Raw genomic sequence first — 23,913 nt, forward strand, 5'->3', positions numbered from 1 at the left:
ATATCATAAATTGAATTAATAAATGATAATTTTTATTTCAATCAAACGATTGCATGAAATTTAATAAATTTAAGCAAACGATTGCACTTTCATTTATAGCAAATGAAATAATATATTTGTTGATAAGCACCAGTCTCATAGACGGTTCTTCATTAAATATAAATAACTAATATACAAACTCCTCATATCTCAAAACAATGGATAGAAGAAATTTCATTAAATCAACTGCAATCACTACCGCTGGAATCGGTGTCCTTTCGAGCACAGACTTATTCGCCCAATCAAATGGGAAAATAAAAATCGGCTTTATCGGAGTAGGTCTCCGTGGTCGTAACCACGTTCAGATTGCCTTGAATAGAGACGATTTAGAAATAGTGGCTGTATGCGATACACAGGAAGAATCGCTTGCACAATGCCGTAAACAGTTCAATGCAAAAGGCACCAAACTTCCGAAAGAGTACACTGGCGGTGTTGATGCCTACAAAAAAATGTTGAGCAGTGAAAAACTAGATGCCGTTATCATCGCAACACCCTGGCAGTTTCACAAAGATCAGGCTATCGATGCTATGAAGGCAGGTTTATATGTAGGTTGTGAGGTTATCGCTGGCCTAACTGTACAAGATCACTGGGATATCGTAAAAGCATCTGAAGAGACTGGCAAGCCTTACATGACATTGGAAAATGTTGCTTTCCGTCGCGATGTACTAGCAGTTCTTAATATGCACAGACAGGGCTTATTCGGTGAATTGTTACACCTTGAAGGCGGTTATCAACATGATTTACGTGAAGTTCTATTCAATGATGGAAAGAGTTATTACGGACACGGTGCAGAGTATGGATCCAAGGCAATTTCTGAAGCCCAATGGCGTACACAATTCAACATTGACCAAGATGGTGATCTTTATCCAACGCATGGTTTAGGTCCAATCATGCAATTTGTTGACATCAACAAAGGCAATAGGTTCACGCACATTACATCTTACTCAAGTAAAGCACGTGGACTAGCAGCTTATGTAAACAAAGTATCGCCAGGACATCCGAATAGTAAATTAAACTATAAAAACGGAGACATTACGCAGACCATGCTGCAATGTGCAAATGGAGAAACGATGTTATTGACACACGATACCCACTTGCCAAGACCTTACTCGATTGGCTTCCGCGTACAAGGTACTGAGGGGATCTGGATGGATGTAGCCAAAGGCATTCACATCGAAGGTAAATCAAAACCACATACTTGGGACCCAGCGGACGAATGGGTAAAAAAATATGACCACCCTATCTGGAAAAAGTACGAAGAATTAGCGACAGGTTCGGGTCACGGTGGCATGGACTGGTTTGTATTCAACGCTTTTATTCAAGCTGTAAAACAAAAGGTTCAAACGCCAATTGACGTTTATGATTCGGTAACGATGAGTGCGGTATTCCCACTTTCCACGGAGTCCATCAAAAAAGGCAATAAAACCTTAGAGTTCCCAGATTTCACAAAAGGAAAATGGAAAACAAAGAAAAATACTTTTATGCTTGATGATAGCGGCATGTAATCTCAGAAAATAGTATAAAGCAAAGAAGCTGTATCTCCAAAAAGATGCAGCTTCTTTGTTTTACACTGAAGATAATCCCAATAGTTCTACCATTTAGGTTACCTTTTTCTTAAATTAGCCTTTACAAACATTTTTTCAACACGTTATGCTTACCGAAGCAATTATAATCTTAGTACTGATCATCCTAAATGGAATTCTGTCTGCTTCTGAGATTTCAATCGTATCCAGCAGAAGGGCACGTTTACAAGCAGAGAGCGACAAGGATAATCCTGCCGCAAAGATTGCACTACATCTCAAGGAATCACCCAACAGCTTCTTGTCAACAGTGCAGATTGGAATCACTTTGATTGGCATCTTAACCGGGTTCTTTTCAGGTGGCAGTATCTCTTCATACTTGATTGAAGTTTTTAATAAATCGAGTATACTCGCACCCTATAGCCAACAGCTTGCGGTTATTTTGGTCGTGCTGATCATTACCTACTTCTCATTAGTTCTGGGCGAGCTGGTACCAAAGCGCATTGGGATGGCCATTCCTGAAAAATATGCGATGCTCATTGCCTACCCCATGAACGTCCTTAGCAAGATTGTAAAACCGTTCGTATGGTTATTGAGTGCCTCAACCGAGTTTATTGTCAAAATCCTCAATATCAAAAGTACGGGAAACAGTGTCACCGAAGAAGAAATCAAGGCATTAGTGGATGAGGGAGTCGATAGTGGCGTGATCGAAGGTATTGAACATGACATTGTAGATCGTCTCCTAAGTTTAGGCGACAAAAAAGCCATTAACCTGATGACCCACCGCAAGAACATTGTATTTTTGGATCTTGCAGACAGCTTCGAAGAAAACAGACAGATTATCCTCGATAATGACCATTCAATTTATCCCGTTTGCGAGGGTGGACTGGATAATATCAAGGGCGTAGTTCATGTCAAATCCTTGCTTAGACAATGCTTTCAAAACAAACCTTTTGATCTCAGGGAGCTCCTACTTCCGATCAAATTTGTCAACGAATTCAGTTCTTCATACAGCATTATGAATACGTTGAGAACATCCCAGGTACACCAGGCAGTTGTCATCGACGAATACGGTTCGCCACAAGGTATCATCACATTAAGAGATATTGTCGGCGATTTAGTCGGCAACATTACTGAAAGCGATATCAGTGCACGTCCAACAATCCGTCAATTGGAAAGTGGGGATTATGTTGTGGACGGACAGTATCAAATCGAAGATCTCTTGGATGAATTTGAAATAGGACTTTCTGAAGAAGACGAGGATGATATCAACAACGTCACTACTGTAGGCGGCTTGGTTTTCCTACTCTTGGACCACGTTCCTGAAGAAGGCGAACGTGTACGCTTCAAAAACATGGTATTTGAAGTGCTGGATATGGATGGCAACCGAATAGATAAGCTATTATTAAAAATTGAGGAATAACAAGGAATCTATCCATTCCATTAATACATAAGGGCCAATCATACTGATCAGCCCTTATGTATTATAGCACTTTTAAGAGGCTCACCTAGTTAATACCGTGCATCATCTTTTTCAAAATAGGATTGAAAGCAATCAATAATAGTGCAGTCACTCCCGGAACAATGGCAAAGATCATAAAGAAATAAGACATCGAGTGCTCCTCCGTAATTTTATCAATATATGAACCTAAAAAACCACCAATGAAATTAGCGATGGCTGAAGCACAAAACCAGCAGCCAAAAAGTAATCCTAAAAACTTTTTTGGAGAGAGCTTACTTACATACGAAAGTCCTACTGGCGATAGACAAAGTTCTCCTGCTGAGTGGAAAAAATAAGCAATAACAAGCCAGATCATACTAACTGATGCAGTTTTCGCTCCCTGAGGAATATCACTTGCTCCGTAGGCGAGAGCTGCAAAGCCAATACCGACCAAGAGCAAGCCTAGAGCAAATTTTACGGGCCCTGAGGGATTCCATACTTTTTCCCAGAATTTACTGAAAGATGATGCTAAGGAAATAATAAAAAATGCATTCAATATCTGGAACCAGGACGCACCAACTTCAGATCCTGTTATTCCGATCTCACGAAATACTTTCCATAAGCCCAAGCACCAGATAATTCCGAAGGAGATCGCAGTGAATAAAATCGTCAATGGATATTGCTTATAAATCTTTCTAGCCAACGCTGTCAATACAATAGTAACAATAACAATGGGAACCATAGTTAGAATAGTATCAATCCATTTGAAAGCGACCGCTGAGTCTCCCGACAACAAACGCTGTGTATAATCTTTGGCAAAAATAGACATCGAACCGCCGGCTTGCTCAAAGGATAAAAAGAATACGACACTAGCAAGCATAAATATTGTAACGACGACAAGACGGTCCCTAACGACATTACCAGGAATAACCTCATCAACCTCTTCATGGTTTTTGACTTTTTCATCATGATGGGCTTGTATTGCTTTAGGAGAATCGCCAATAATTCCGAATATGTTTTGCCCAAAATAGAATTGAAGCATTCCGAAAAACATGAAAACCCCTGCTAATCCAAATCCATAATGCCAGCCAATTTTTTCACCGATATAACCACACAAAAGCATCCCCAAAAATGAACCAGCATTGATACCCATATAAAAAATCGTATAACCAGCATCTTTCTTTGCACTTTTATCTGGGTAAAGGTTCCCAACCATGGAAGAAATATTAGGTTTAAACATTCCATTTCCCAGGATCATTAAAAGCAAACCTAGGAAAAAGAAGCCTGAATTAACGCCTTCAAATGCCATGGATAAATGCCCTAATGTCATAATCAATGCACCTATTAAAATAGCTTTCTTAAATCCAGTCAATTTATCTGCAATCATACCACCGATTAACGGCGTCAAATAAACAAAACCTGTATATGCACCATATAATTTCATAGCGCGTTCGTTACTCCATTCCCAGCCGCCATCAGCGATCGTACTGATTAAAAATAAGGTCAATAAAGCACGCATGCCATAATAGCTAAAACGCTCCCACATCTCGGTAAAGAACAGCACAAATAATCCGGCAGGGTGCCCATTTACCATCTTGTCATCTATACCCTGCTTGGCCAGATGCGCTACAAGAACTTGATCTTTTTCTTGATTCATATAAATTTCAATAATTGTTTTATAACTCAGGTTTTGTTTTTAATTTGATAAAAATCGCATGAAGATACACTATTTTTCTATGAATTAATCAATTCCATGCATCATCTTTTTTATTTTCTGATTACCAAGGAGTAAAAATACAGCCGCTATCATAGGCAGAACGGTAAACACAGCAAAGAAAAACGACATCGAATGTGATTCGGTTATCCGATCAATGTAAGAACCAATAAATCCACCTATAAAATTAGCGATGGCGTTGGCGCAAAACCAAAAACCAAATAGCAATCCCAAGAATTTCTTTGGCGACAATTTACTTACATAAGACAATCCTACAGGACCAATACAAAGCTCACCAACCGTATGAAAAAAATAAGCCAATACCAACCAAATCATACTCACCGACGCTGTTTTAGCTCCAGTAGGGATTTCGGAGCTTCCTATTGCTAAGGCAGCAAACCCAACGCCAACCAGCGTTAATCCCATCGCAAACTTAATCGGGCCTGAGGGATTCCAGACACGCTCCCAGATTTTGCTAAATGACGTCGCTAGCGTTATGATAAAGAAAGAATTAAGCATTGGAAACCAAGAGACGGTCACTTCGGAATTCATGCCATGATATTCGCGGTAAATCTTCCATAAACACAAAAACCAGATAATCACAAATGAAATGCTGGAGAAAAGTATAATCAATGGATATTTACGGATTATCTTCTTTGCCAGCACAAACAATACGCCAGTAACCACTACGATGGGCACAATTGTTAACGCAAAATCCGCCCACTTAAAAATAGTAGCAGCCTCCCCGCTCAATACACGCTGCGTATAGTTTTTGGCAAATATGGTCATTGACCCTCCGGCCTGTTCAAAAGCCAAATGAAATACAATGCTTGAAAACATAAAAATGGCGATGACCAATAGGCGATCGCGTACAATATGCTTCGGGTGCTCATCTTCTTGATTCAATTCCTCTAAAACAGCACTTTCCTTTTCAGGCGTATTTCCTATTTTCCCGAATATACGTTGTGCAAAGTAAAATTGCAGCATTCCCAAAAACATAAATATACCAGCAAGTCCAAAACCGTAGTGCCACCCGATTTTCTCACCTATATAGCCACACAGCATCATCCCCAAAAAAGCTCCGCCATTGATACCCATGTAGAAAATTGTATATCCAGCATCTTTCTTGCCGCCTTTATCGGGATACAGTTTACCAACCATGGAAGAAATATTTGGTTTGAACAAGCCATTACCCAATACAATAAGCACCAATCCCCCGAGAAAAAAGTTTTTATTGAAACCCTCCATAGCCATAGAAATATGCCCTAAGGTCATGATTACTGCGCCGGCCATAATAGACTTCTTATAACCTGTCAGTCGATCGGCAATGATACCGCCAAATAAGGGCGTTAAAAACACCATTCCCGTATACAGACCATACAGCTTCATCGCTTCTGAATTCGTCCACCCCCAGCCATGTTGAGCAATTGTGGACACCAGGAAGTTTACTAATAGCGCGCGCATGCCGTAGTAACTAAAACGTTCCCACATTTCAGTAAAAAACAAGACAAATAATCCTGCGGGATGCCCTTTAACCAATACTTGTTCAGCGCCCACTTTATTTAAATGAGAAGTTAGAACAGCATCATTTTCAAAATTCATGTTTTTCTAATCGTTATTTTTCAATATCAGGTAGTGTGATTCAGTTTGTCTATTTTTAGCAGCCCAAATACTTTTCTTTTCATACGATTTAATACATATGGCCATCGATTCGGTTACAAGTTAAATATGGACAAGAGTTTGGATCTAGTTTCATAGGATTACTCCTATTAAAACAAGTCCTCGTTAAAAGCAAAGTTCTTTTCAACTCATGAAAAGAACTTTGTTTATCTGTTTTAGATCAATGGACGCAAGCGCTCCAATAGTTTTTTAGTTGCGAAGATGCCCTCCTCTTCACTCAATTTAGTTCCTTCGTATTCAATTCCCACATATCCTTTGAATTTTGCTTTTTTTACAATCTTCAGCATGCGCTCATAATCAATCTGAGTCTCATTGCCGTTGGCATCAAAATCATGTGTTTTTGCACTAACGCCGTGTGCATAAGGCATTAGATCAGTTACTCCTTGGTAACGGTCGTATTCATAGAAATTACCTAAATCAGGTAAGCTACCACAATATTTACTTCCTACAACTTTCAAAGTTTTAGCCAACCAATCACCGTGTGAAGAAATACCGCCGTGATTTTCCACAATGATGCTAATACCCGCTTTTTTTCCGATATCAGACAAGGTTGTCAGGCTCTCTACCACGCGTTTGCTGACTTCATCAGGTGTACCCTTACCTGCAGCATTTACGCGGATAGCATGACAACCCAAAAAATTCGCTGCAGAAATCCATTTATAGTGATTTTGTACGGCCTGTTTTCTTTTAGTTTCATCCTCATCACCAAGATTTCCTTCACCATCGATCATAATCAAGACGTTCCTTACACCATTATCTTTTGCACGCATGTTGAGTTCAGTCAGATAATTGTTGTCATTAGCCTTGTCTTTAAAGAACTGATTGACATACTCTACACCATAGATACCATATTTTTTTGCCGCTACGACCGGAAAGTCCAAATTGTTCAAATCACCCTTAAATAATGTTTTATGCAATGACCATTCGGCTAAGGAAATGTCAAACCAGTCTTTCTTTGCCGCAGCAAAACTCTCCAACGATGGCGCCAATACCATACCGGCAGAGGCTAATGCAAGGTTTTTAAGAAAATCTCTTCTAGAATTCATATGTTTAGATTTAAAGTGTGTTATTTATATATTTCCCCAACCAGTAGTCAGTACATCAACAAGGTGCATGGTCTGGATAGGCAACTTATGTTTATCAATATAGGCTTGCAACTGCAGCAAGCAAGACGAATCTGTCGAAATAATATAATCAGCATTCAATGCCATCGCATTCCTGACTTTCTGTTCCGCCATGGCGGCCGATATCCCCTCAAACTTAACAGCAAAACTTCCACCAAAACCGCAACAGGTTTCACTATCTTTAACCTCAAGCATTTCCAATCCCAGCACCTTGCTCAGCAACTTACGGGGTTCATCCTTGATTTTACACTCGCGCAGCGCTGAACAAGAGTCATGATATACCCCCACACCTTCCAACTCCGCCCCAAAATAATCCTTTTTCAGTACGTTGACCAAAAAATCAGAAACCTCCATGACCTGTTGTTGTATTTTATGGCATTGATGAGAATCGGCAGAATTCGCAAACAGATCACTATAGCTATTTCTGACCATACCGGTGCAAGATGCCGAGGGGGAGATAATGATATGATCGCCCGAAAAATCTTCTAAAAACTTCTTTCCTACCTGCTTCGCATCGTCCCAAAAACCAGCATTATAGGCTGGCTGTCCACAACAAGTCTGATCGGGGTTATAAAGCACCTCACAACCTACTTTTTCCAATAAACGAATCGTATTAAAAGCGGTCTCTGGATAAAGCTGATCTATAAAACAAGGAACAAAAAGTTCTACCTTCATATTTAATTCAATCAATAAAATTAAGATTTATTGGATATTAATATCCGCACCAAAAGTAACAATCCAATTACAAAAAATAAAGAAAGTATCAACGCAGAGTAGCGAATATTATGCGTAATCTGTTCGATCAGACCAAAGGAAAACAAGCCAATGACGATTGCTACTTTTTCTGTAACGTCATAAAAAGAGAAAAAAGCCGTCGTATCCTTGATATCCGTTGGAATCAATTTAGAATAAGTTGATCTCGACAAAGACTGGATTCCACCCATTACCAAACCAACCAATGCGGCAATAATGTAAAACTGCATTGGCGTGGACAGGTAAAATGCTGCAATGCAAATTGCTATCCAGATCATCACAACGACGATCAGCACCTTAATATTTCCAAAAAGCTTCGACAGGTATGACATCAAAAATGCGCCTAATATTGCGACAAGTTGGATTAAAAGAATGGTTGCTATAAGTCGCTCAGCGCCTAGATGAAGAATTTTCTCTCCAAATGACGAAGCAACGATCATCAGCGTCTGCACGCCGATCGCGTAAAAGAAAAAAGCCGGTAGAAATTGTTTGATTTCAGGTATATCTCTAATTTTTTGGATGACATGGCTAAATTCATCACGTACATTCTGAACAAAACTTTTACCAACATTATTGCCAGTAGCTTCTATCTTAGGCAAATATTTAAATGGGATCATGGAGAATCCCAACCACCATAGTCCCACCATCAGAAAAGATATGCGCGCTGGTAAAGATGGATCGGTAATACCAAACCAGTCCGGTTTTAAGACCACAATAAAACAAAGTATCTGTAAAGTCACACAACCGATATAACCAAAAGCAAATCCCTGCGCGCTTACACGGTCTTGTTGATCTACAGTCGCCAACAGCGGCAAATAGGAATTATTGAACAACACCCCCCCAATGTAGCCCATTGCAGCCAAAGCGAAACAGATAATACCGATTTCCAACGTTTCGAGCTTAAAGAAAAACAGACACATGCACGCAATTGCACCAACATAGGTAAAGAATTTCATGATTTGTTTTTTCAACCCTTTCGCATCCGCATAAGATGATATAAAAGGCAAAGAAAATGACATCAATAGATAGGCGGCAGCCAATGCAAAATTGGAAAGCGCTGTATTGACAATCTCGAAACCAAAGAAATTAACCACATCCCCATGCTCTTTTGTCGTCGTTATTGCGGTATAGTATACCGGAAAAATAGTGGAGGTAATAACAAGGTTGTAAGCGGAATTGGCCCAATCAAACATCGCCCAGGAACGAATCAGTTTTTTATTGTTTTTTGCAATTGCTTCCATTTAAATTGGCTTAATAAGTTTGACGAATATAAGTAATTATTTTAGCCATTTCTTTACGAATTGCGGCTGCTCGATCATCAATATAATTATTATTCATAAAAGAGAAAGCAAGCCGGCGCCCAGATCTTGTGATCAGATAACCACTCTGATTATACACTGACGTGATCGTTCCGGTTTTTGCGAATACAAAAGGTACACCTTGGTCTTTACTGTAGGTTCGTTTCAATGTACCATCCACTCCACCTGCGGGAAACATTCGAAAACGCAGCTGCTCATCAGGTATCTTATTCTTCAAGAGAACCAGAAGATCAATATTATTCTGTGGCGTGACTTTGTTATACGAAGATAATCCCGACCCATCGAAAATCGCTACTTCATCCGAAAAAAAGGTGTAGACCTTATTTTTCATCCAGTCCCGAACCAGATAGGTATCGAACTGGCCAAATTGTTTCCACGAGCACATCATCAAAAATTGCTCAGCAATAAAATTATCACTTGGCAACATCATTTCGCGAATAAGGTTTTTGGTCTCTCCGGAGTACACTATTTTTGTATCATTCGGCTTTTTATAAGCTATGAGATTTACTTCCCTCCCCAGTGTATCCGACAGTAATTTCACAAATAAACTATCCGAATAGATAAATGGTACCTCATTGACGTAATCATTTGGTACAGGACGTTTTGACATCCAGAAAGAATTGCCCCGAAATGAGCGTGAAAGCTGAAAATCACCAGCATTAGGCTCAGGTAAAAAATCCAGATCCTTTTGAAAACTTGTTGGAGAAGTATCTAAATGATTGTATCCCTTTTGACGAAAAGTAACCACATTTCCATAGATCGGAAAGGTACTTATTTCAGGCTGATAGTATGCCTCAAAATCTTCCATAGCCCAACCATGGGCATAGAACTTATTTTTCATCGTCCCCGGCACCACGTAGATGGTCTTATTCGTTTTTTTTAAAAAGTTAAACACCACCCGTGTATCCAGCCGATTATGCAAAAAAGTTGGATCCCCAGTACCCCAGATCAATAAAGAATCCCCGCGTTCGACATATTCCAACCCGGGTATGGAGTCTCCCAAAAGCTCCAGTGCCGCATAAGTCGTGTACATTTTCGTATTCGAAGCTGGCGTAAAATGTTTATTGCCATTGACATCCATGACAAACTTATTTGCCGTTAAATCATATAATGAAAATCCATAAAAATGATCATTCAATATTTTGGATTCCTGAAGCATCTGGTAGACGTCTTCAAAATCTTGTGACTTTACTATGCGGGTAGAAAATAGAACAAGCCAAAGCAGTAATATCGCGCGCAGAAATTTTTTCATTGGTTCAAACATACAAAAAAGAGCAGCAACTCCTTTTCTCCTATTGCCAAAATTCAGATACAAATTGCTAAAAACGGCAAAAGGAGGAATTATTTCCTCCTTTTGCATTATTTATAACAACTATTAGTAGCCTGGGTTTTGGGTGAGGCTACCATTGCTTTTATTGATTTCTTCCTGTGGAATTGGGAAATAAGCATTTTTATCCGCATATGCTTTGCTCTTAAAGACCGGAAGAATACCGCCTTCAAACTTCGCATAATTTGCGATAACGTCTTTCGCTATGCCCCAACGCACCAAATCAAAGAAACGATGGCCTTCCATGGCAAGTTCCAACCTTCTTTCAAAACGAACAGCTTTGCGCGCCTGATCTACACTTGTGAACGCCAGGTAAGGTTTTACCTCATACTTCGCAGCTGGCGCTCCCTTTTCTGTCAATTTCGCTGGTAATTTTGCGGCGCGCAGACGAATTGAATTGACATATTTTAAAGCATTGGGAAGATTACCAAGTTCAACTTCACATTCCGCAGCCATCAGAATCACATCGGCCAAACGCATAATATTCACATCCAAATCAGTAACATAGGCCGCTCCTGCCTGAGTATGTGCAGCATGTTGGCTCTTTGGAATCATTGTCTTTATACCTGTAAATGGACCTCCGTGCGGGCGACGACCTTCTTCTGGACGTAACCAGGCATCACCAGGGAATTCGCCATAATCCAGGAAGTTGACACCACGCCGACCGACCGTATAATCAAGACGTGGATCAAATCGTAAATTCAGATTTAATTGGTATTTTTTGATTGCTGCCGTATCAGTTAACAAGATATCGGATGTATAAGGGTTATCACGATATGAATCATCTAACATAGGAAGCCCATTTGCGTCCACTTTATACGCGTTAACAAGATCAATGGAAGGCTGGTAGAAACCACAACATCCTACAGGATTCGTCCCATTCAATCCGCTCAACATATCTCCCACATTGGCATTATCCCCGCCACCATCTGGATTTATAGCATGTTTAGCTACCAAAAGAGCCTCAGGGCCATTTTCCTTATTCACATCGTAGTTATCTTGGAAAGGCATTGCGGTGATATCCCTGCTACCGATAACTTCCTTGAATAAAACCAACGCCTCAGCATACTTTTTCTGATAGAGGTATAATTTTCCTAGATATGCTTTTGCGATCCGTTGGTCCATCCTTCCGCCCTCATCATTAATCTTCTTATCTGGAAGATTTGCAATGGCAATCTTGAGATCGCTTTCGATCATTGGTTGTATATCTTTGTCATTTTTGACAACCTTTGCGTCATCAATGCTGGTATTTTCATCTACATAAGGAATATTTTTAAATATACGCCACAGAAAGAAGTAATAGTGAGCTCGTAGCATTTTGGCCTCACCTTCTATTTCTTTTGCACGATCAGCTTTAACCGTTTTGCTGCCATCTTGATCTTGCTTCAATAAGCGGAGTGTTGTATTCGCCCGGAGTATCCCTTCATAATACACCTGCCACATTGTGCTTAAGTTGTCGTTAGAGGAGATCGTGGTAAAAGATTCGATCATGTTCATATTCGGCTGATCGGTGATCACCGATCCTTTGTGTGCATTGTCGGACGTTATTTCTCCAAAGATCCATTGGCTTGGTGCTGAGCCATAGTTCCCCCAAGTACCGTTTATATTACCGTTCATAATCCCATAAGCGCCGATCAAAGTCGCCTCTACACCTTTCTTACCCTCAATTTGTTCTTCGATTAATTCGCCTTGGGGATTTTTTTCCAAAAACCCTTTACTGCATCCAAATATGCCTAAAGTTGTCAGCCCTAACAGACTGTATAATAGAATAGTTCTCTTTTTCATTTTAATTCCTTTATAATTTCGTTAAAAACCTAAACTTACGCCCAACATATATTGTCTAGATTGTGGGTACACCCCGAAATCAACACCCAATGCTGGATAATCCGAAGGTGTTGCCGATACTTCAGGGTCAAGACCTTCATATTTTGTGATGGTGAATAGATTTGTTACTCCGACATAAGCCCTTAATTTTTTCACACCTGTATTCGCGCCAAAGAGTTTATCTGTAGAGAAATTATATCCAATCTGTAAGTTTTTCATTTTAAAGAAGCTGGCATCCTGCACGAAATAGCTTGAAGACGCATACTCATTGGCAGATACTTCTTCTTTTGTCTGTGATGGAATTAAACTTGATGTATTGCTGGCGCTCCACGCATCCAATACACGTACGCTCTTTTGACCATCAAACACGCCAAAATCGGTAAAGTAACGTGTTGCCTCATAATTCTCGTTTCCTTTTGAGCCGTAGAAATACATCATGATATCGAAGTTTCTGTAATTAGCATTGATGTTAAGGGAATACGTAAAATCCGGATGTGGACTTCCGATAACGGTATTATCTTTTGCATCAATGATCCCATCGCCATTCACATCTTCAAACCTAAAACCTCCAACACGGGCTTTTTCATAAGAAGGATATTGCTTCAATTCCGCTTCGTTTTGGTAGATCCCAGCAACCTTAAATCCATAAAATGCGCCAAAAGGCTGTCCTTTTCTCAAGATAGAGGTTTCCATACTTCTAAAAGCTCCATACACCACATCATTGATACCAGGTGCCAGACCAACAATCGTATTTTTGTTTCTTGAAATATTTGCGCCAATATCAAAGTTTAGTTTGTTCGGGTCGGTTTGTTTGTGGTGATAATTCAACGAGAACTCCACCCCTTTGTTTTGCATATCCCCAATATTTACATAAGGAGAGGCTGCTCGGCCAACAGCTGTTGCCGGCAATGGCAATGCAAATAACATGTCTGAAGTTTTCTTATTATACCAGTCAAAAGCACCATCAATTTTTCCTTGCAAAATCGAAAAGTCCAGTCCTAAGTTTAACGAAGCAACCTGTTCCCATTTTACATTCTCATTTTGATAATCACTGATCCATAGACCACTTACAAGATCAGTATTTATCGGATAAGAAGCAGAATTAATAGAAGTTGCATAACGTTTTAAATATTGATAAGATGGAATGCGTTGATTACCAGTAATACCATAACCTGCTCTCAATTTCAGGTCACTTAACCAGCTTACATTCTTCATAAACTCTTCTTCCGACACCCTCCAGGCGCCACTCACCCCAGGAAAAGTACCGTACTTATTTTTCGAGCCAAAATTTGAAGAACCGTCTCTACGGACTGTTCCACTTAAAATATATCGGTCTTTGTAAGAATAATCTACTTTACCAAAAATGGAGAATAATGATCCCAACGCCCCTTCACTTGAGGCCGAATTCTTGGAAGCCTGGCTCACATAAAAGAAATCTGTGGTATTTGTGATAAAGTATCCATTACCGTTTCCTTGCACCTGTCGATAAGTATTATCGATCGCTTCTGTTCCTAATAGCACATTTAAACTATGGGCATCATTAAAATTAGCCTTATAGTTCAATGTATTTGTCCAGGTCCATTCTGTATTATAACCTGAAGTCTCCGAAGAGGCACTGTTCGCACTTCCCTCTGTAAACTCGAGGTTTGGATAGGTATAACTTAAATTGTAATAATTTTCATATTTGACGCCAAAGCTTGTTCTAAATGTTAATCCCTTTAATACATCGTATTCTCCAAAAGCATTACCGAAGAAAAAATTGCTTTTGTTCATATTATCCTTAGCGCGGTAAGCGATCGCTACAGGGTTTTCTCCATTTCCCCAACCACCTCTAGAACCTGCAAAATTACCACCTTCATCATATACCGGGATAATATTTTTGATACGGTAGGCGAATCCAATCGCACTGCCCTCACCGATATAGTCGCCGGCGGTGTTTGTATTTACACCTATACCATGCCCTTTTGTCATGCTATACTGCATATTTTCACCAAAACGCAGTTTTTTATTAAAAGCTGAAAAATTTGTATTTGAACGAACATTAAACCGTTCAAAACCAGTATGAATAACCGTTCCTTTTTGGCCAAGATATCCTCCCGAAACGGCATACGAAGCATTTTCACCTCCGCCCACAGCATTTAATTGATAAGACTGTGTCGGCGCATTCTGGCTTAATTCTTTGAACCAATCCGTTCCCGCTTTATTCGCTTTCGTAATTTGATAAAATTCCTCTTTGTTGTCAGCATAATTATACTTGGACATATCCGCATCCGCAGGCGTCACCTTATTGCCAGACACAGCACCTGCAAGCAAATATTCGGGCAGCGGATCTTTATTACCATTCAAATCATAAATCTGCTGTGGACTTAACATTTTTGGAAAACGGCCACTATTTGGTACTTGAACACCATAATAAGCATCAAAATTAATTTGTGGTTTCCCAGATTTCCCAGATTTGGTTGTAATGATAACAACACCGTTATTTGCACGTGAACCATAAATAGAAGCTGCCGATGCATCTTTCAGCACCTGCATTGTTTCAATATCATTCTGATTTAGCCAGCTCAATTTACCTTCAAATGGCACCCCATCAATCACATATAGCGGTTCGTTATTATTAATGGTACTATAGCCCCGGATTTTAATCTGTGGTGTCGAACCTGGTGCACCATCTGTCACAACTTGAACCCCCGTAGCACGACCTTGTAAAGACTCCACAGCACTCGCCGCCGGCGTAGTTTTCAACTGGTCTGTATTGACGATAGCAACAGATCCTGTCAGATCCTTCTTACGTTGCGTCGAATAACCTGTCACCACGACTTCTTCCAACGCATCTTCTGAGGAATTTAACGAAATTGTCAAATCAGCCTTTCCCGTGACTGTGACTTCGGAGCTCGAGTAACCGATGTAACTCACTACCAATACATCACCGACCTTTCCCTGGATCGTAAATGCACCATCCGCGTCTGTCGATGTACCCCTGTTCGTTCCCTTGATTTTCACGGAGACACCCGTGATGGCTTGACCTGTAGTAGCATCTTTCACTACGCCTTTAATGGGTATTTCTTGCAACCCTTTAGTTTTCGTTAACGAAACGACTTCAACTCGGCCATGGGCAACAACTCCATTGGCTGACACTTGAGCGGTCATTCCTCCTGTAATGAGAAGAGAACTCATCAGCAGAAAACTCTTATTGAACTTTTGGCCCAATAGGAGATCAAAACAGCATTTTTGGTCCGTTTTTTTCATCATAATTTTATAAATAGGTGGTTTAAAAAAAATTTATGCTTATTTGCCTGTTTGTATTAGTTGATATTGGTTTTTAAGTTGTTGGTCATTCGACTCCAGTGGAAACAATATGCATCGTCACCAGCTGTGAGCTCTTTTGGTTATCATTTTTTCTCTTAGTTTGGTTATCCACAGAAATGTTAAATTCTGTTAAATAAATGTAAAGAATAATAAATGTAAAAAAAAAGAAAATTTTTATTTAAATTACAAAACACTATAAATCAAGTTATTGTAATTAATACACTAAGCAGTTTAGCTATATTTTTGTTACAAAAGAGAACCCAATAGTTTCTTCAATCAACTTCAGCTTCACTATTAAGCCTGAATGTCAAATATTCGCCAAATCCATTTAAATACGCTAAAAGGTACTTATATTTGTTTTGATGAATGTAAGTAGTTTATTAGAACGGGCGCTCCGATTTGAGTTCCTTTCCAAGGAAGAAGGTGTTTTTTTATATCAAAATGCACCTACAGCTGATTTGACTTTCGTAGCCAATGAATTGCGTAAGATACAAGTACCACATGGCAAGGTAACTTGGCAGATTGACAGGAATGTGAATACGACTAACGTCTGTGTTGCAAATTGCAAGTTTTGCAATTTCTTCCGACGTCCCGGTCACGAAGACAGTTATATCACTGATATCGAGAGCTACAAGCAAAAGATCGAAGAAACCTTTAAATATGGCGGCGATCAGCTCTTGCTACAGGGAGGACACCATCCTGATTTGGGTATTGAATTTTATAAAAATCTATACAAACAGTTGAAGGAACTCTATCCTACGCTAAAACTACATTCACTCGGACCGCCCGAAATCGCCCATATCTCCAAATTGGAGAATATGAGCCATATTGACGTATTGACTCAGCTCAAAGAGGCAGGATTAGATTCCCTACCCGGAGCTGGGGCTGAAATCCTAAATGACCGTGTCCGTCGTCTGATATCCAAAGGAAAATGTGGCGGTAAGGAATGGCTTGATGTCATGCGTGCTGCACACAAAATAAATCTGCCTACTTCGGCTACGATGATGTTTGGCCATATTGAAACCATAGAGGAACGTTTTGAGCATCTGGTTTGGATCAGAGAAGTACAAGATGAAAAACCGAAGGATTCCTATGGCTTTATCGCCTTCATTCCCTGGCCTTTCCAAGATGATGGCACATTATTGAAAAGGCTTCGCGGCATTACCAATGACGTTACCGGTGAAGAATATATCCGTATGATTGCTTTGAGTCGGATCATGCTGCCTAATATCAAAAATATTCAAGCTTCTTGGCTTACTGTTGGAAAACGTACGGCCCAATTATGCCTACATGCTGGTGCCAACGATTTTGGGTCCATTATGATTGAAGAAAATGTCGTTTCGGCAGCGGGAGCTCCTCATCGATTCACGTCTAAATCAATCCAAGAGGCAATTTTGGAAGCAGGCTTTGCTCCACAATTAAGGACACAAAAGTATGATTTCAGAGAGTTACCAGCGCACATGGTTGAACAAGTTATTAATTATTAATACCCTACATTGAAAGACGTCATTAGAAATATTGAAGCAATTATTTTTGCTTCTGCAGAAGGTATAGATCTTCCGGATATCAAACAGATCCTGCAAGAAGCTTTGGCTATTGAAGTATCTCGAGAAGAGCTGCGCGAATTGATTAAAAAGATCGAGGATAAATATCAAGATGAGGAGCATGTTTTGGAGTTACGGTACATTAATAATTCCTACCAGTTTCTGACCAAAGCAATTTATCATGAAGCGATACAGCAATTACAAAATCACAACAACAAACGTAAACTCAGTCAATCGGCACTGGAAACACTTGCCATTATCGCCTATAGACAGCCGATCACAAAGCTGGAAGTTGAACAGATCAGAGGCGTAAGCTGTGATTATTCTATCCAAAGACTTTTGGAAAAGAAACTAATCAAAATAGCTGGAAAAGCCGATACAATTGGTAAACCACTTTTGTATGCGACCAGCCAACAGTTTATGGATCATTTTGGAATCAACGGTGTTCGCGACCTTCCACAACTAAAAGATATCGTCACGGAAGACAACGCAATTGGCGAAACAAATGAGTAAATAAAATAAAATAAATTTTTATTTTCAAAAAACAATTCAACATACTGATTAACAGAAAAATAAAGGGTGATATTTTTTTTAAAAAAAGTTTTAAAAAATAGTTTTCTTCTCTAATTTTACAACATTGAATAAGGAACAATAAAGTATTATTTTATGAACACGGCAATATTAGCTACCGAAGATCTTGAAGAAGTAAAATTCGCATCTTTCAATGGACCTGATGACGATGATGATGATTTCGATAACGATGATTTCGAAATCCCTGAAATTGAAGGATTAGATGACTTCGACGATGACGATGAGTTTTAGTATTTAGTGCGATATAACACTACCTATTAAAACCAGAAAATCATTAAAAACATAAGGCGTTCAATTAAAATTGAACGCCTTATGTTTTGCCTATAGATTACTTCGCTTGATCTATCAACTTATGTAATTCCATCTTTGGGATCATCCCACTCTGGCGCCACACTTGTTGACCATTCTTAAATAATATAAATGTAGGTACACCACTTACTTTATAAATGGAAGCGATTTTTGGATTTTTGTCCACATCGATCTTTATGATGGAAAGATCCTCTTGATAAAATTCCTTTACATCCTGTAACACCGGCGCCATTGTTTGGCATGGACCGCACCACGTTGCAAAAAAATCCACTAAAACCAGTGAATTTGATTGAATAATCTGGTCAAAAGTTGCCATTATTAATTCTCCTTTATTTCATCTTTCATTGCCTTATATCCACCCTGAATATTGCACACATTTTTAAATCCTTTTGCACGCAAAATTGACACGGCAACCGCACTGCGATAACCTGATTGACAATGCACATAGAGCTGTCCATTGTCTCTTTCTAGCGTGTTACCAAAATTAGCGAAATCTACCAATGGAATGTTCATTGCATTGTCAATATGTCCTTTATCAAATTCTTTCGCTGTCCGTATGTCTACAATATGACCTAGATCTGATCTTTCTCGAAAGTCCTGCGCCGACAGGTTAACCACCGAATCCATAGGTTCTTGGTCTTTCCAACGTGCTATACCGCCATCCAATACACCTATTGCTGCCGAATACCCCAGTTGCGCTAGACGTTCGCTCAGGGTCACACGATCCTGCTCTTCAACCACAAGCAAAAGTTTCTGATTTTTATCCGGAATGACCTGCTGCAAAAAAGTATCAAATGGTCCTTTAAGACCAATGTTGATCGCCCCTGGAATAAAACCTTTTAAGAACTCATCGCCCGATCGTGTATCCAAAACTATCACATCAACCTGCTCGCGCAACTTTTTAAATTGTTTCAGAGAGAGCGATGGTAAGTCCACTACGCTACAAAAAGATGCTCTCGGTTGCAGCCCTAATCCCATATCAGCGGACAATGAATCAGTCCATATAAAGATGGTCCCTAGAAGTATGACCACTAAAATTCTATTCATCTAATTTTACTATTTAAAGGGAATAAGCAATTTTTCTAATTCCGTTATCTTACCATTATAAATATTTAAATCGACATTTCCTCGTATACCAGTCACCGAGCCCTTTTCTGAGAATTGCCAAAATGTCCAATGTTCTTTAGGGTTTTCGATCCAAAAATTATAATTCGCGATCCAGAGGATATAGTTTGCGAATTCCTTTTCTAAAAAATCACTGTAGAATTTATCTCCAGAATACAGAATTGGTTTGACTTTATAATGCCCCTCCACTTCTTCTAGCCAACGTTTCAATCCCACTTTTAAGCTGTCCATCGATTGTTGTTTTGGATGCTCTTCGATATCCAGTACGGGAGGAAGATCCCCTGGATGGAGCCGGACCTTACGGATAAAATTTTTAGCTTGCTTAACCGAATTTTCATTTGGTCGAAAATAATGGTATGCACCTCGTAAGATCGCCCGATTATGGATTTTAGACCAATTTCGGTTAAACTTATCATCCACTCCCTTTTCCCCCATCGTGGCCCGAATAAATACAAAATCAATAGGAAATTGATCGTTGATCGTGTTCACTTTTTGCCAGTCGATATCTTCCTGATAGGTCGAAACATCAATACCAAATACCTTATCATCGTGCTTACTCATGATTTCAATATTGCGGATATCGTATTTCGCTTCCCTCGTTAAGGACTTATTTTTGGAGGTTGCCACACGGAAGTAATACATTATTCCGGCCTTATAGTGCCATGCAACAAGACATAGAAAGAACGTCAACATGACCGCCACCATCCAGATCCATTTGGTCTGACTTGACTGCTGGTTCCTCCGACCGGCTTTTGCTCGTTTTGGTTGTTGTTGCGCCATACGATGATGAAGTTACGGGAATCACAATTAACTCGCAAAGTTTTCGTAACAATTTATATTTTTGTATATGATCGTATACAACCCTAAAGATTGGCTATCAGCAACTTTCAAATTACATAAGTCAGACACTTTTAAAAAGTTGTTACCTTTTCTTGTTTTCATTGCTTTCTATTCTTGGGCTATTGCCTATCTTGAATTAGAATACCTCAAGTTAAACGAAAGAAGCTGGGTGAAGAATATTACCATTGTCCATAACCTCTTGGGTTTTGTGATCTCACTATTGTTGGTATTTAGAACAAACACTGCTTACGATCGCTGGTGGGAAGCACGCAAGCAATGGGGAATGTTGACCAATGTAAGTCGCGCTTTCGCTTATAAACTCAACGCGATTCTGGATGATAGTGATAAAGTCAACCGCAGTTTCTTTCGAAAAAGTATTCCGCTTTTTGCAGAAACCTTGTATGAATTTTTGCGTTCCGACTACACCAAATTTATGCTTGATGAAAACGAACATCCTGAGCTTAAATCTTTGGACAGTAAAAAGCATGGGCCAAATCAAGTCTCCAATATGATTTTTCAAAAGATAAACCACCTTTACAAAGAAGGGATTATCAGTGGGGATCAATTGATTATACTCAACGAAGAGATTGTGTCAATGACCAATGTATGTGGTGCGTGTGAGCGTATCAAGAACACCCCAATTCCATTGGCTTATAGTGCATTTATTAAGAAGTTCGTCATCTTCTATACAATGACGCTACCAGTAGGTTATGTTTTTTCGATCGGGTATTTTGTCATCGTTGCTGTTCCGTTTATCCTTTATGTATTAGCATCGCTTGAATTGATTGGAGAATCAATCGAAGAGCCCTTTGGTGTAGATCAGGACGACCTGCCGATTGATAAAATAGCGGCCAATATTAAAAAGCACTGCCATGAGATTATTCCGGCATAGCATTTTAAAAATAATCTAGCTCATTTTCAAACCATAAGACATTGTTGCAAAAATAAGTTTTGCAAATCTATACAGAATTTCTACTTTTGTCGCGGAGAGTTGGCAGAGTGGTCGAATGCGGCGGTCTTGAAAACCGTTAACTGTCACAGGTTCGGGGGTTCGAATCCCTCACTCTCCGCAGAAAAGCCTTTCAGAAATGAAAGGCTTTTTTTATTATAATACGATTCGAAGCAGAGAGTGGCCGTGGCGCGAACTTTATCATGGACACCTGTATATCTACAGTACCGTTCGCTAACAGGTATGCCGAGAAATCTTATCGGTTCAATGATTTGGGGCGCGCGCCATCGTGATGGACTACTACTTGTAAAAGCTGATACAATAGGTATTAAGCTCATAGTAGAGTTAATGACAAACTATAAATCAAACAACGTTGGAGCCCGATCTTTCATTTCCAGATCAATAAGAATCGATTTATTTTTCAGTCCGCCCGCAAAACCAATTAATTTACCAGACTTCCCAATGATCCGATGACAAGGTACAATAATGGATATTGGATTCTTGTTCAATGCACCTCCAACTGCACGCACAGCTTTTATATCCCCTAGTTGGCGTGCCAAATCCCCATAGGTTTTTGTTTGACCATAAGGGATCGTTAACAGAGCTTCCCACACTTCAAGCTGAAAGGCTGTTCCCTGCATGTCTAAAGGCAAATCAAAAACAGTTCGCTTTCGATCAAAATACTCCGAAAGCTGTTGCCGTGCAAGCAAAAGCACCGGAGCTTGATCATCTCTGGCAGGGGTAGACAATTTCGTCCGTTTGTAATCTTCACCTTCCCACAATACCGCAGTCAAGCCACGGTCAGTAGCGACAAGCTTTATTTTTCCCACTGGCGATGTTATGTCTGTATAGACAAATTCACAATCCGTCGTCATATTTTTTATTGGCAAGTTACTAATCTTTTCATTTCCAAAAATGGACATTTGATCTTGCTAGGCATTCATATCCGTCATCAACTACAGGAATTTTATACTACCAAAGTTTTAAACAAAACATTAATTTCAGACATGATCTCACAAAATGTATAACCCCGACCCACTGCATCTAAGCTATTATAATTAAATACGTTAAAATAAATCAAGATAAAATACAATCTTCATTATAAAAAAAACTATGGAATCCGAACACCTCGCGCATCATATCCATGAACAAGAACAAGAGTTATAACCTAAAGCTACGAATCATGGCAGAATTAAACCAAAAACCACAAGAAACCGGAAAGAAAAAAATCAGAAGCCGAAAAATGGCTCCAAAAGTGGATTTGACAGCGATGGTAGATCTTGCGTTTCTTCTGATCACATTCTTCATGCTAACCACCACCCTAAACAAACCGGCAGCAATGGATATCGCCATGCCAGACAAAACGAAAGAAAATGTAGATTCTCCGGTCCTAATTGACGAAAACCGCACAGCAACGCTGATCTTAGGGGATGGAAAATTTATGTGGTATCACGGTGATTTTAAGAAACCCTTTGCTGCTTCTGAAAAACCAGCCGATATAGAGACAACATTAGCACAGGTCGTCGCTCAACTCAAAGCAAAGATCAGTACCCTGCCTAATACGAAAGATATGATCGTACTGATCAAACCAAGCAAGGAAGCACGGACGAAAGATGTCATCCGAACGATTGACGAGCTCAAACATCAGAACATTACCCGTTATGTCATCGGCAAAACTCAAGACGAAGAGGAAAAACATTTATTGGCATCCATTCAATAACAGCTCCCAGCGATCAAAAGTTTACATCCACAACAATAACCAATCTGAACAATCTTACCCTTTGAAGAAGGATTGCAGACAGATAGACAATGAAATAAAACAGGGCTATCAAAAAAAAATGGGCAGCCCTGTTCAATATAATTCCAACAATAATAAATTATCTTTTATCCAGGTTTTCCCAATAACGCTCCACATTTTCTTTCACCTCGGCAGGTAGGGAAGCATAGTTATCTGAGTAAGTTGTTTTATTATACCCATCATCTGCATCCGCACGCAAACGATAAAACTGTCCTTTATATAAAATCAGGGCAATACAGCTCAACTGTTTTTCAACATTCTCCTTCGGGTGTCTGGAATAGATAAACACCGCATCCAATTTTCCGTCTTTGTCTGCATCAAAAAAAGCTTTTCGGGATTCCCATACGGAAGTAATAATACCATCTTCCTGAATAATTTCTTCCACTATTGGCACCCACATGCCATCTATTCGTTGAAATTGCTGCGCATACAGTCTATCCGGATCTGCCCCACGTTCCTCTTTTGAAAAAATGATATAATTATCTTCCTTTGTGGTCTGAATATGCTCAACCTGCAACACCCGTTTGCCTTTAAACGGAAAGCCCGAAGATTCAAAATTCTCTTTATTGACCGTAATATCGGTGATCTGTGCCTGCGCAACGGAGCATCCCAGCAGCAGCAGGACAAAAAAAGTATATTTTCCCATTTGTTTTTCCCTAAATGTGCATTCAAATTACTGAGAATAAAAGAAAAATCCAATATTATTA

At 39.6% G+C, this 23,913-nt stretch carries 20 protein-coding genes and 1 tRNA gene; 8 read left to right on the top strand and 13 right to left on the bottom strand.

Annotation, left to right across the window (positions count from 1 at the left end; genetic code table 11):
• Positions 1–197 precede the first annotated feature (197 nt).
• On the top strand, positions 198–1,544 hold the full coding sequence (locus B4A24_RS15325) for a Gfo/Idh/MocA family protein (protein ID WP_293945989.1): 1,347 nt from the start codon (positions 198–200) through the stop codon (positions 1,542–1,544).
• 145 nt (positions 1,545–1,689) lie between these two features.
• Positions 1,690–2,982 carry a hemolysin family protein gene (locus B4A24_RS15330; RefSeq protein WP_293945990.1) on the top strand — a complete coding sequence of 431 codons (1,293 nt, stop codon included), beginning with the start codon at positions 1,690–1,692 and terminating at the stop codon, positions 2,980–2,982.
• Between the two features lie 85 nt (positions 2,983–3,067).
• Here the strand turns inward: B4A24_RS15330 and B4A24_RS15335 are convergent, their stop codons facing one another.
• The 8 genes from B4A24_RS15335 to B4A24_RS15370 all read right to left on the bottom strand — a co-directional run bounded on the left by B4A24_RS15335 (position 3,068) and on the right by B4A24_RS15370 (position 15,993).
• On the bottom strand, positions 3,068–4,657 hold the full coding sequence (locus B4A24_RS15335; protein WP_293945991.1) for a peptide MFS transporter: 1,590 nt from the start codon (positions 4,655–4,657) through the stop codon (positions 3,068–3,070).
• Positions 4,658–4,741: 84 nt separating this feature from the next.
• Entirely contained in the window at positions 4,742–6,316 is a 1,575-nt protein-coding gene (locus B4A24_RS15340; RefSeq protein ID WP_293945992.1) for a peptide MFS transporter, read from the bottom strand.
• A 233-nt stretch (positions 6,317–6,549) separates the two neighbouring features.
• Entirely contained in the window at positions 6,550–7,440 is an 891-nt protein-coding gene (locus B4A24_RS15345; protein WP_293945993.1) for a TIM barrel protein, read from the bottom strand.
• A 24-nt stretch (positions 7,441–7,464) separates the two neighbouring features.
• Positions 7,465–8,193 (bottom strand): (Fe-S)-binding protein, encoded by a 729-nt coding sequence (locus B4A24_RS15350; protein WP_293945994.1) that lies wholly within the window; start codon positions 8,191–8,193, stop codon positions 7,465–7,467.
• Positions 8,194–8,213: 20 nt separating this feature from the next.
• A complete protein-coding gene (locus B4A24_RS15355; RefSeq protein WP_293945995.1) occupies positions 8,214–9,512 on the bottom strand; it encodes an MFS transporter in 1,299 nt (432 codons plus the stop codon).
• Positions 9,513–9,522: 10 nt separating this feature from the next.
• On the bottom strand, positions 9,523–10,842 hold the full coding sequence (locus tag B4A24_RS15360) for a D-alanyl-D-alanine carboxypeptidase (protein WP_293945996.1): 1,320 nt from the start codon (positions 10,840–10,842) through the stop codon (positions 9,523–9,525).
• Positions 10,843–10,965: 123 nt separating this feature from the next.
• Positions 10,966–12,702: a RagB/SusD family nutrient uptake outer membrane protein gene (locus tag B4A24_RS15365; RefSeq protein ID WP_293945997.1), complete on the bottom strand. Its 1,737-nt coding sequence runs from the start codon at positions 12,700–12,702 to the stop codon at positions 10,966–10,968.
• 21 nt (positions 12,703–12,723) lie between these two features.
• Positions 12,724–15,993 carry a SusC/RagA family TonB-linked outer membrane protein gene (locus tag B4A24_RS15370; protein ID WP_293945998.1) on the bottom strand — a complete coding sequence of 1,090 codons (3,270 nt, stop codon included), beginning with the start codon at positions 15,991–15,993 and terminating at the stop codon, positions 12,724–12,726.
• Between the two features lie 419 nt (positions 15,994–16,412).
• Between B4A24_RS15370 and mqnC the strand changes: the two genes are divergently transcribed.
• From mqnC to B4A24_RS15385, 3 genes are all read left to right on the top strand, one after another.
• On the top strand, positions 16,413–17,537 hold the full coding sequence (gene mqnC, locus B4A24_RS15375) for a cyclic dehypoxanthinyl futalosine synthase (protein WP_172395762.1): 1,125 nt from the start codon (positions 16,413–16,415) through the stop codon (positions 17,535–17,537).
• 9 nt (positions 17,538–17,546) lie between these two features.
• Positions 17,547–18,107 carry an SMC-Scp complex subunit ScpB gene (scpB, locus tag B4A24_RS15380; protein ID WP_293945999.1) on the top strand — a complete coding sequence of 187 codons (561 nt, stop codon included), beginning with the start codon at positions 17,547–17,549 and terminating at the stop codon, positions 18,105–18,107.
• Positions 18,108–18,260: 153 nt separating this feature from the next.
• A complete protein-coding gene (locus tag B4A24_RS15385) occupies positions 18,261–18,416 on the top strand; it encodes a hypothetical protein (RefSeq protein ID WP_172395758.1) in 156 nt (51 codons plus the stop codon).
• Between the two features lie 97 nt (positions 18,417–18,513).
• Here B4A24_RS15385 and trxA read toward each other — a convergent pair whose 3' ends face one another.
• From trxA to B4A24_RS15400, 3 genes are read right to left on the bottom strand one after another with little or no spacing between them, the layout of a single operon-like run.
• Complete coding sequence (gene trxA, locus B4A24_RS15390) at positions 18,514–18,810, bottom strand: thioredoxin (RefSeq protein WP_108636998.1); 297 nt, start codon at positions 18,808–18,810, stop codon at positions 18,514–18,516.
• A 2-nt stretch (positions 18,811–18,812) separates the two neighbouring features.
• On the bottom strand, positions 18,813–19,541 hold the full coding sequence (locus B4A24_RS15395; RefSeq protein ID WP_293946000.1) for a rhodanese-like domain-containing protein: 729 nt from the start codon (positions 19,539–19,541) through the stop codon (positions 18,813–18,815).
• A gap of 9 nt (positions 19,542–19,550) precedes the next feature.
• Positions 19,551–20,399 carry a glycoside hydrolase family 25 protein gene (locus tag B4A24_RS15400; protein WP_293946001.1) on the bottom strand — a complete coding sequence of 283 codons (849 nt, stop codon included), beginning with the start codon at positions 20,397–20,399 and terminating at the stop codon, positions 19,551–19,553.
• A 67-nt stretch (positions 20,400–20,466) separates the two neighbouring features.
• On the opposite strand from B4A24_RS15400, the gene B4A24_RS15405 reads away from it, so the two are divergent.
• Together B4A24_RS15405 and B4A24_RS15410 are read left to right on the top strand one after the other, a co-directional pair.
• On the top strand, positions 20,467–21,351 hold the full coding sequence (locus tag B4A24_RS15405) for a bestrophin family protein (RefSeq protein ID WP_293946002.1): 885 nt from the start codon (positions 20,467–20,469) through the stop codon (positions 21,349–21,351).
• A gap of 93 nt (positions 21,352–21,444) precedes the next feature.
• Positions 21,445–21,529, top strand: a tRNA-Ser gene (locus B4A24_RS15410).
• Positions 21,530–21,764: 235 nt separating this feature from the next.
• On the opposite strand, the gene B4A24_RS15415 is transcribed toward B4A24_RS15410, so the two are convergent.
• The gene (locus tag B4A24_RS15415) at positions 21,765–22,283 is read right to left on the bottom strand and encodes a methylated-DNA--[protein]-cysteine S-methyltransferase (protein WP_293946003.1); all 519 of its coding nucleotides are present in this window, start codon (positions 22,281–22,283) and stop codon (positions 21,765–21,767) included.
• Between the two features lie 308 nt (positions 22,284–22,591).
• On the opposite strand from B4A24_RS15415, the gene B4A24_RS15420 reads away from it, so the two are divergent.
• The gene (locus tag B4A24_RS15420; RefSeq protein ID WP_288812925.1) at positions 22,592–23,128 is read left to right on the top strand and encodes an ExbD/TolR family protein; all 537 of its coding nucleotides are present in this window, start codon (positions 22,592–22,594) and stop codon (positions 23,126–23,128) included.
• Between the two features lie 157 nt (positions 23,129–23,285).
• Here the strand turns inward: B4A24_RS15420 and B4A24_RS15425 are convergent, their stop codons facing one another.
• Positions 23,286–23,852: a hypothetical protein gene (locus tag B4A24_RS15425; RefSeq protein ID WP_293946004.1), complete on the bottom strand. Its 567-nt coding sequence runs from the start codon at positions 23,850–23,852 to the stop codon at positions 23,286–23,288.
• Positions 23,853–23,913: the final 61 nt, after the last annotated feature.

The organism is Sphingobacterium sp. UBA7249 (genome assembly GCF_002472835.1).
GTDB lineage: Bacteria > Bacteroidota > Bacteroidia > Sphingobacteriales > Sphingobacteriaceae > Sphingobacterium > Sphingobacterium prati.

Bases quoted from the DNA above. Each gene is read 5' to 3' on its own strand.
- B4A24_RS15400 (WP_293946001.1), bottom strand. From the start codon at position 20,399: ATGGCGCAACAACAACCAAAACGAGCAAAAGCCGGTCGGAGGAACCAG.
- B4A24_RS15370 (WP_293945998.1), bottom strand. From the start codon at position 15,993: ATGATGAAAAAAACGGACCAAAAATGCTGTTTTGATCTCCTATTGGGC.
- B4A24_RS15355 (WP_293945995.1), bottom strand. From the start codon at position 9,512: ATGGAAGCAATTGCAAAAAACAATAAAAAACTGATTCGTTCCTGGGCG.
- B4A24_RS15360 (WP_293945996.1), bottom strand. From the start codon at position 10,842: ATGAAAAAATTTCTGCGCGCGATATTACTGCTTTGGCTTGTTCTATTT.
- B4A24_RS15425 (WP_293946004.1), bottom strand. From the start codon at position 23,852: ATGGGAAAATATACTTTTTTTGTCCTGCTGCTGCTGGGATGCTCCGTT.
- B4A24_RS15405 (WP_293946002.1), top strand. From the start codon at position 20,467: ATGATCGTATACAACCCTAAAGATTGGCTATCAGCAACTTTCAAATTA.
- B4A24_RS15340 (WP_293945992.1), bottom strand. From the start codon at position 6,316: ATGAATTTTGAAAATGATGCTGTTCTAACTTCTCATTTAAATAAAGTG.
- B4A24_RS15350 (WP_293945994.1), bottom strand. From the start codon at position 8,193: ATGAAGGTAGAACTTTTTGTTCCTTGTTTTATAGATCAGCTTTATCCA.
- B4A24_RS15345 (WP_293945993.1), bottom strand. From the start codon at position 7,440: ATGAATTCTAGAAGAGATTTTCTTAAAAACCTTGCATTAGCCTCTGCC.
- B4A24_RS15420 (WP_288812925.1), top strand. From the start codon at position 22,592: ATGGCAGAATTAAACCAAAAACCACAAGAAACCGGAAAGAAAAAAATC.
- B4A24_RS15395 (WP_293946000.1), bottom strand. From the start codon at position 19,541: ATGAATAGAATTTTAGTGGTCATACTTCTAGGGACCATCTTTATATGG.
- mqnC (WP_172395762.1), top strand. From the start codon at position 16,413: ATGAATGTAAGTAGTTTATTAGAACGGGCGCTCCGATTTGAGTTCCTT.
- B4A24_RS15330 (WP_293945990.1), top strand. From the start codon at position 1,690: ATGCTTACCGAAGCAATTATAATCTTAGTACTGATCATCCTAAATGGA.
- B4A24_RS15365 (WP_293945997.1), bottom strand. From the start codon at position 12,702: ATGAAAAAGAGAACTATTCTATTATACAGTCTGTTAGGGCTGACAACT.
- B4A24_RS15385 (WP_172395758.1), top strand. From the start codon at position 18,261: ATGAACACGGCAATATTAGCTACCGAAGATCTTGAAGAAGTAAAATTC.
- B4A24_RS15325 (WP_293945989.1), top strand. From the start codon at position 198: ATGGATAGAAGAAATTTCATTAAATCAACTGCAATCACTACCGCTGGA.
- trxA (WP_108636998.1), bottom strand. From the start codon at position 18,810: ATGGCAACTTTTGACCAGATTATTCAATCAAATTCACTGGTTTTAGTG.
- B4A24_RS15415 (WP_293946003.1), bottom strand. From the start codon at position 22,283: ATGACGACGGATTGTGAATTTGTCTATACAGACATAACATCGCCAGTG.
- B4A24_RS15335 (WP_293945991.1), bottom strand. From the start codon at position 4,657: ATGAATCAAGAAAAAGATCAAGTTCTTGTAGCGCATCTGGCCAAGCAG.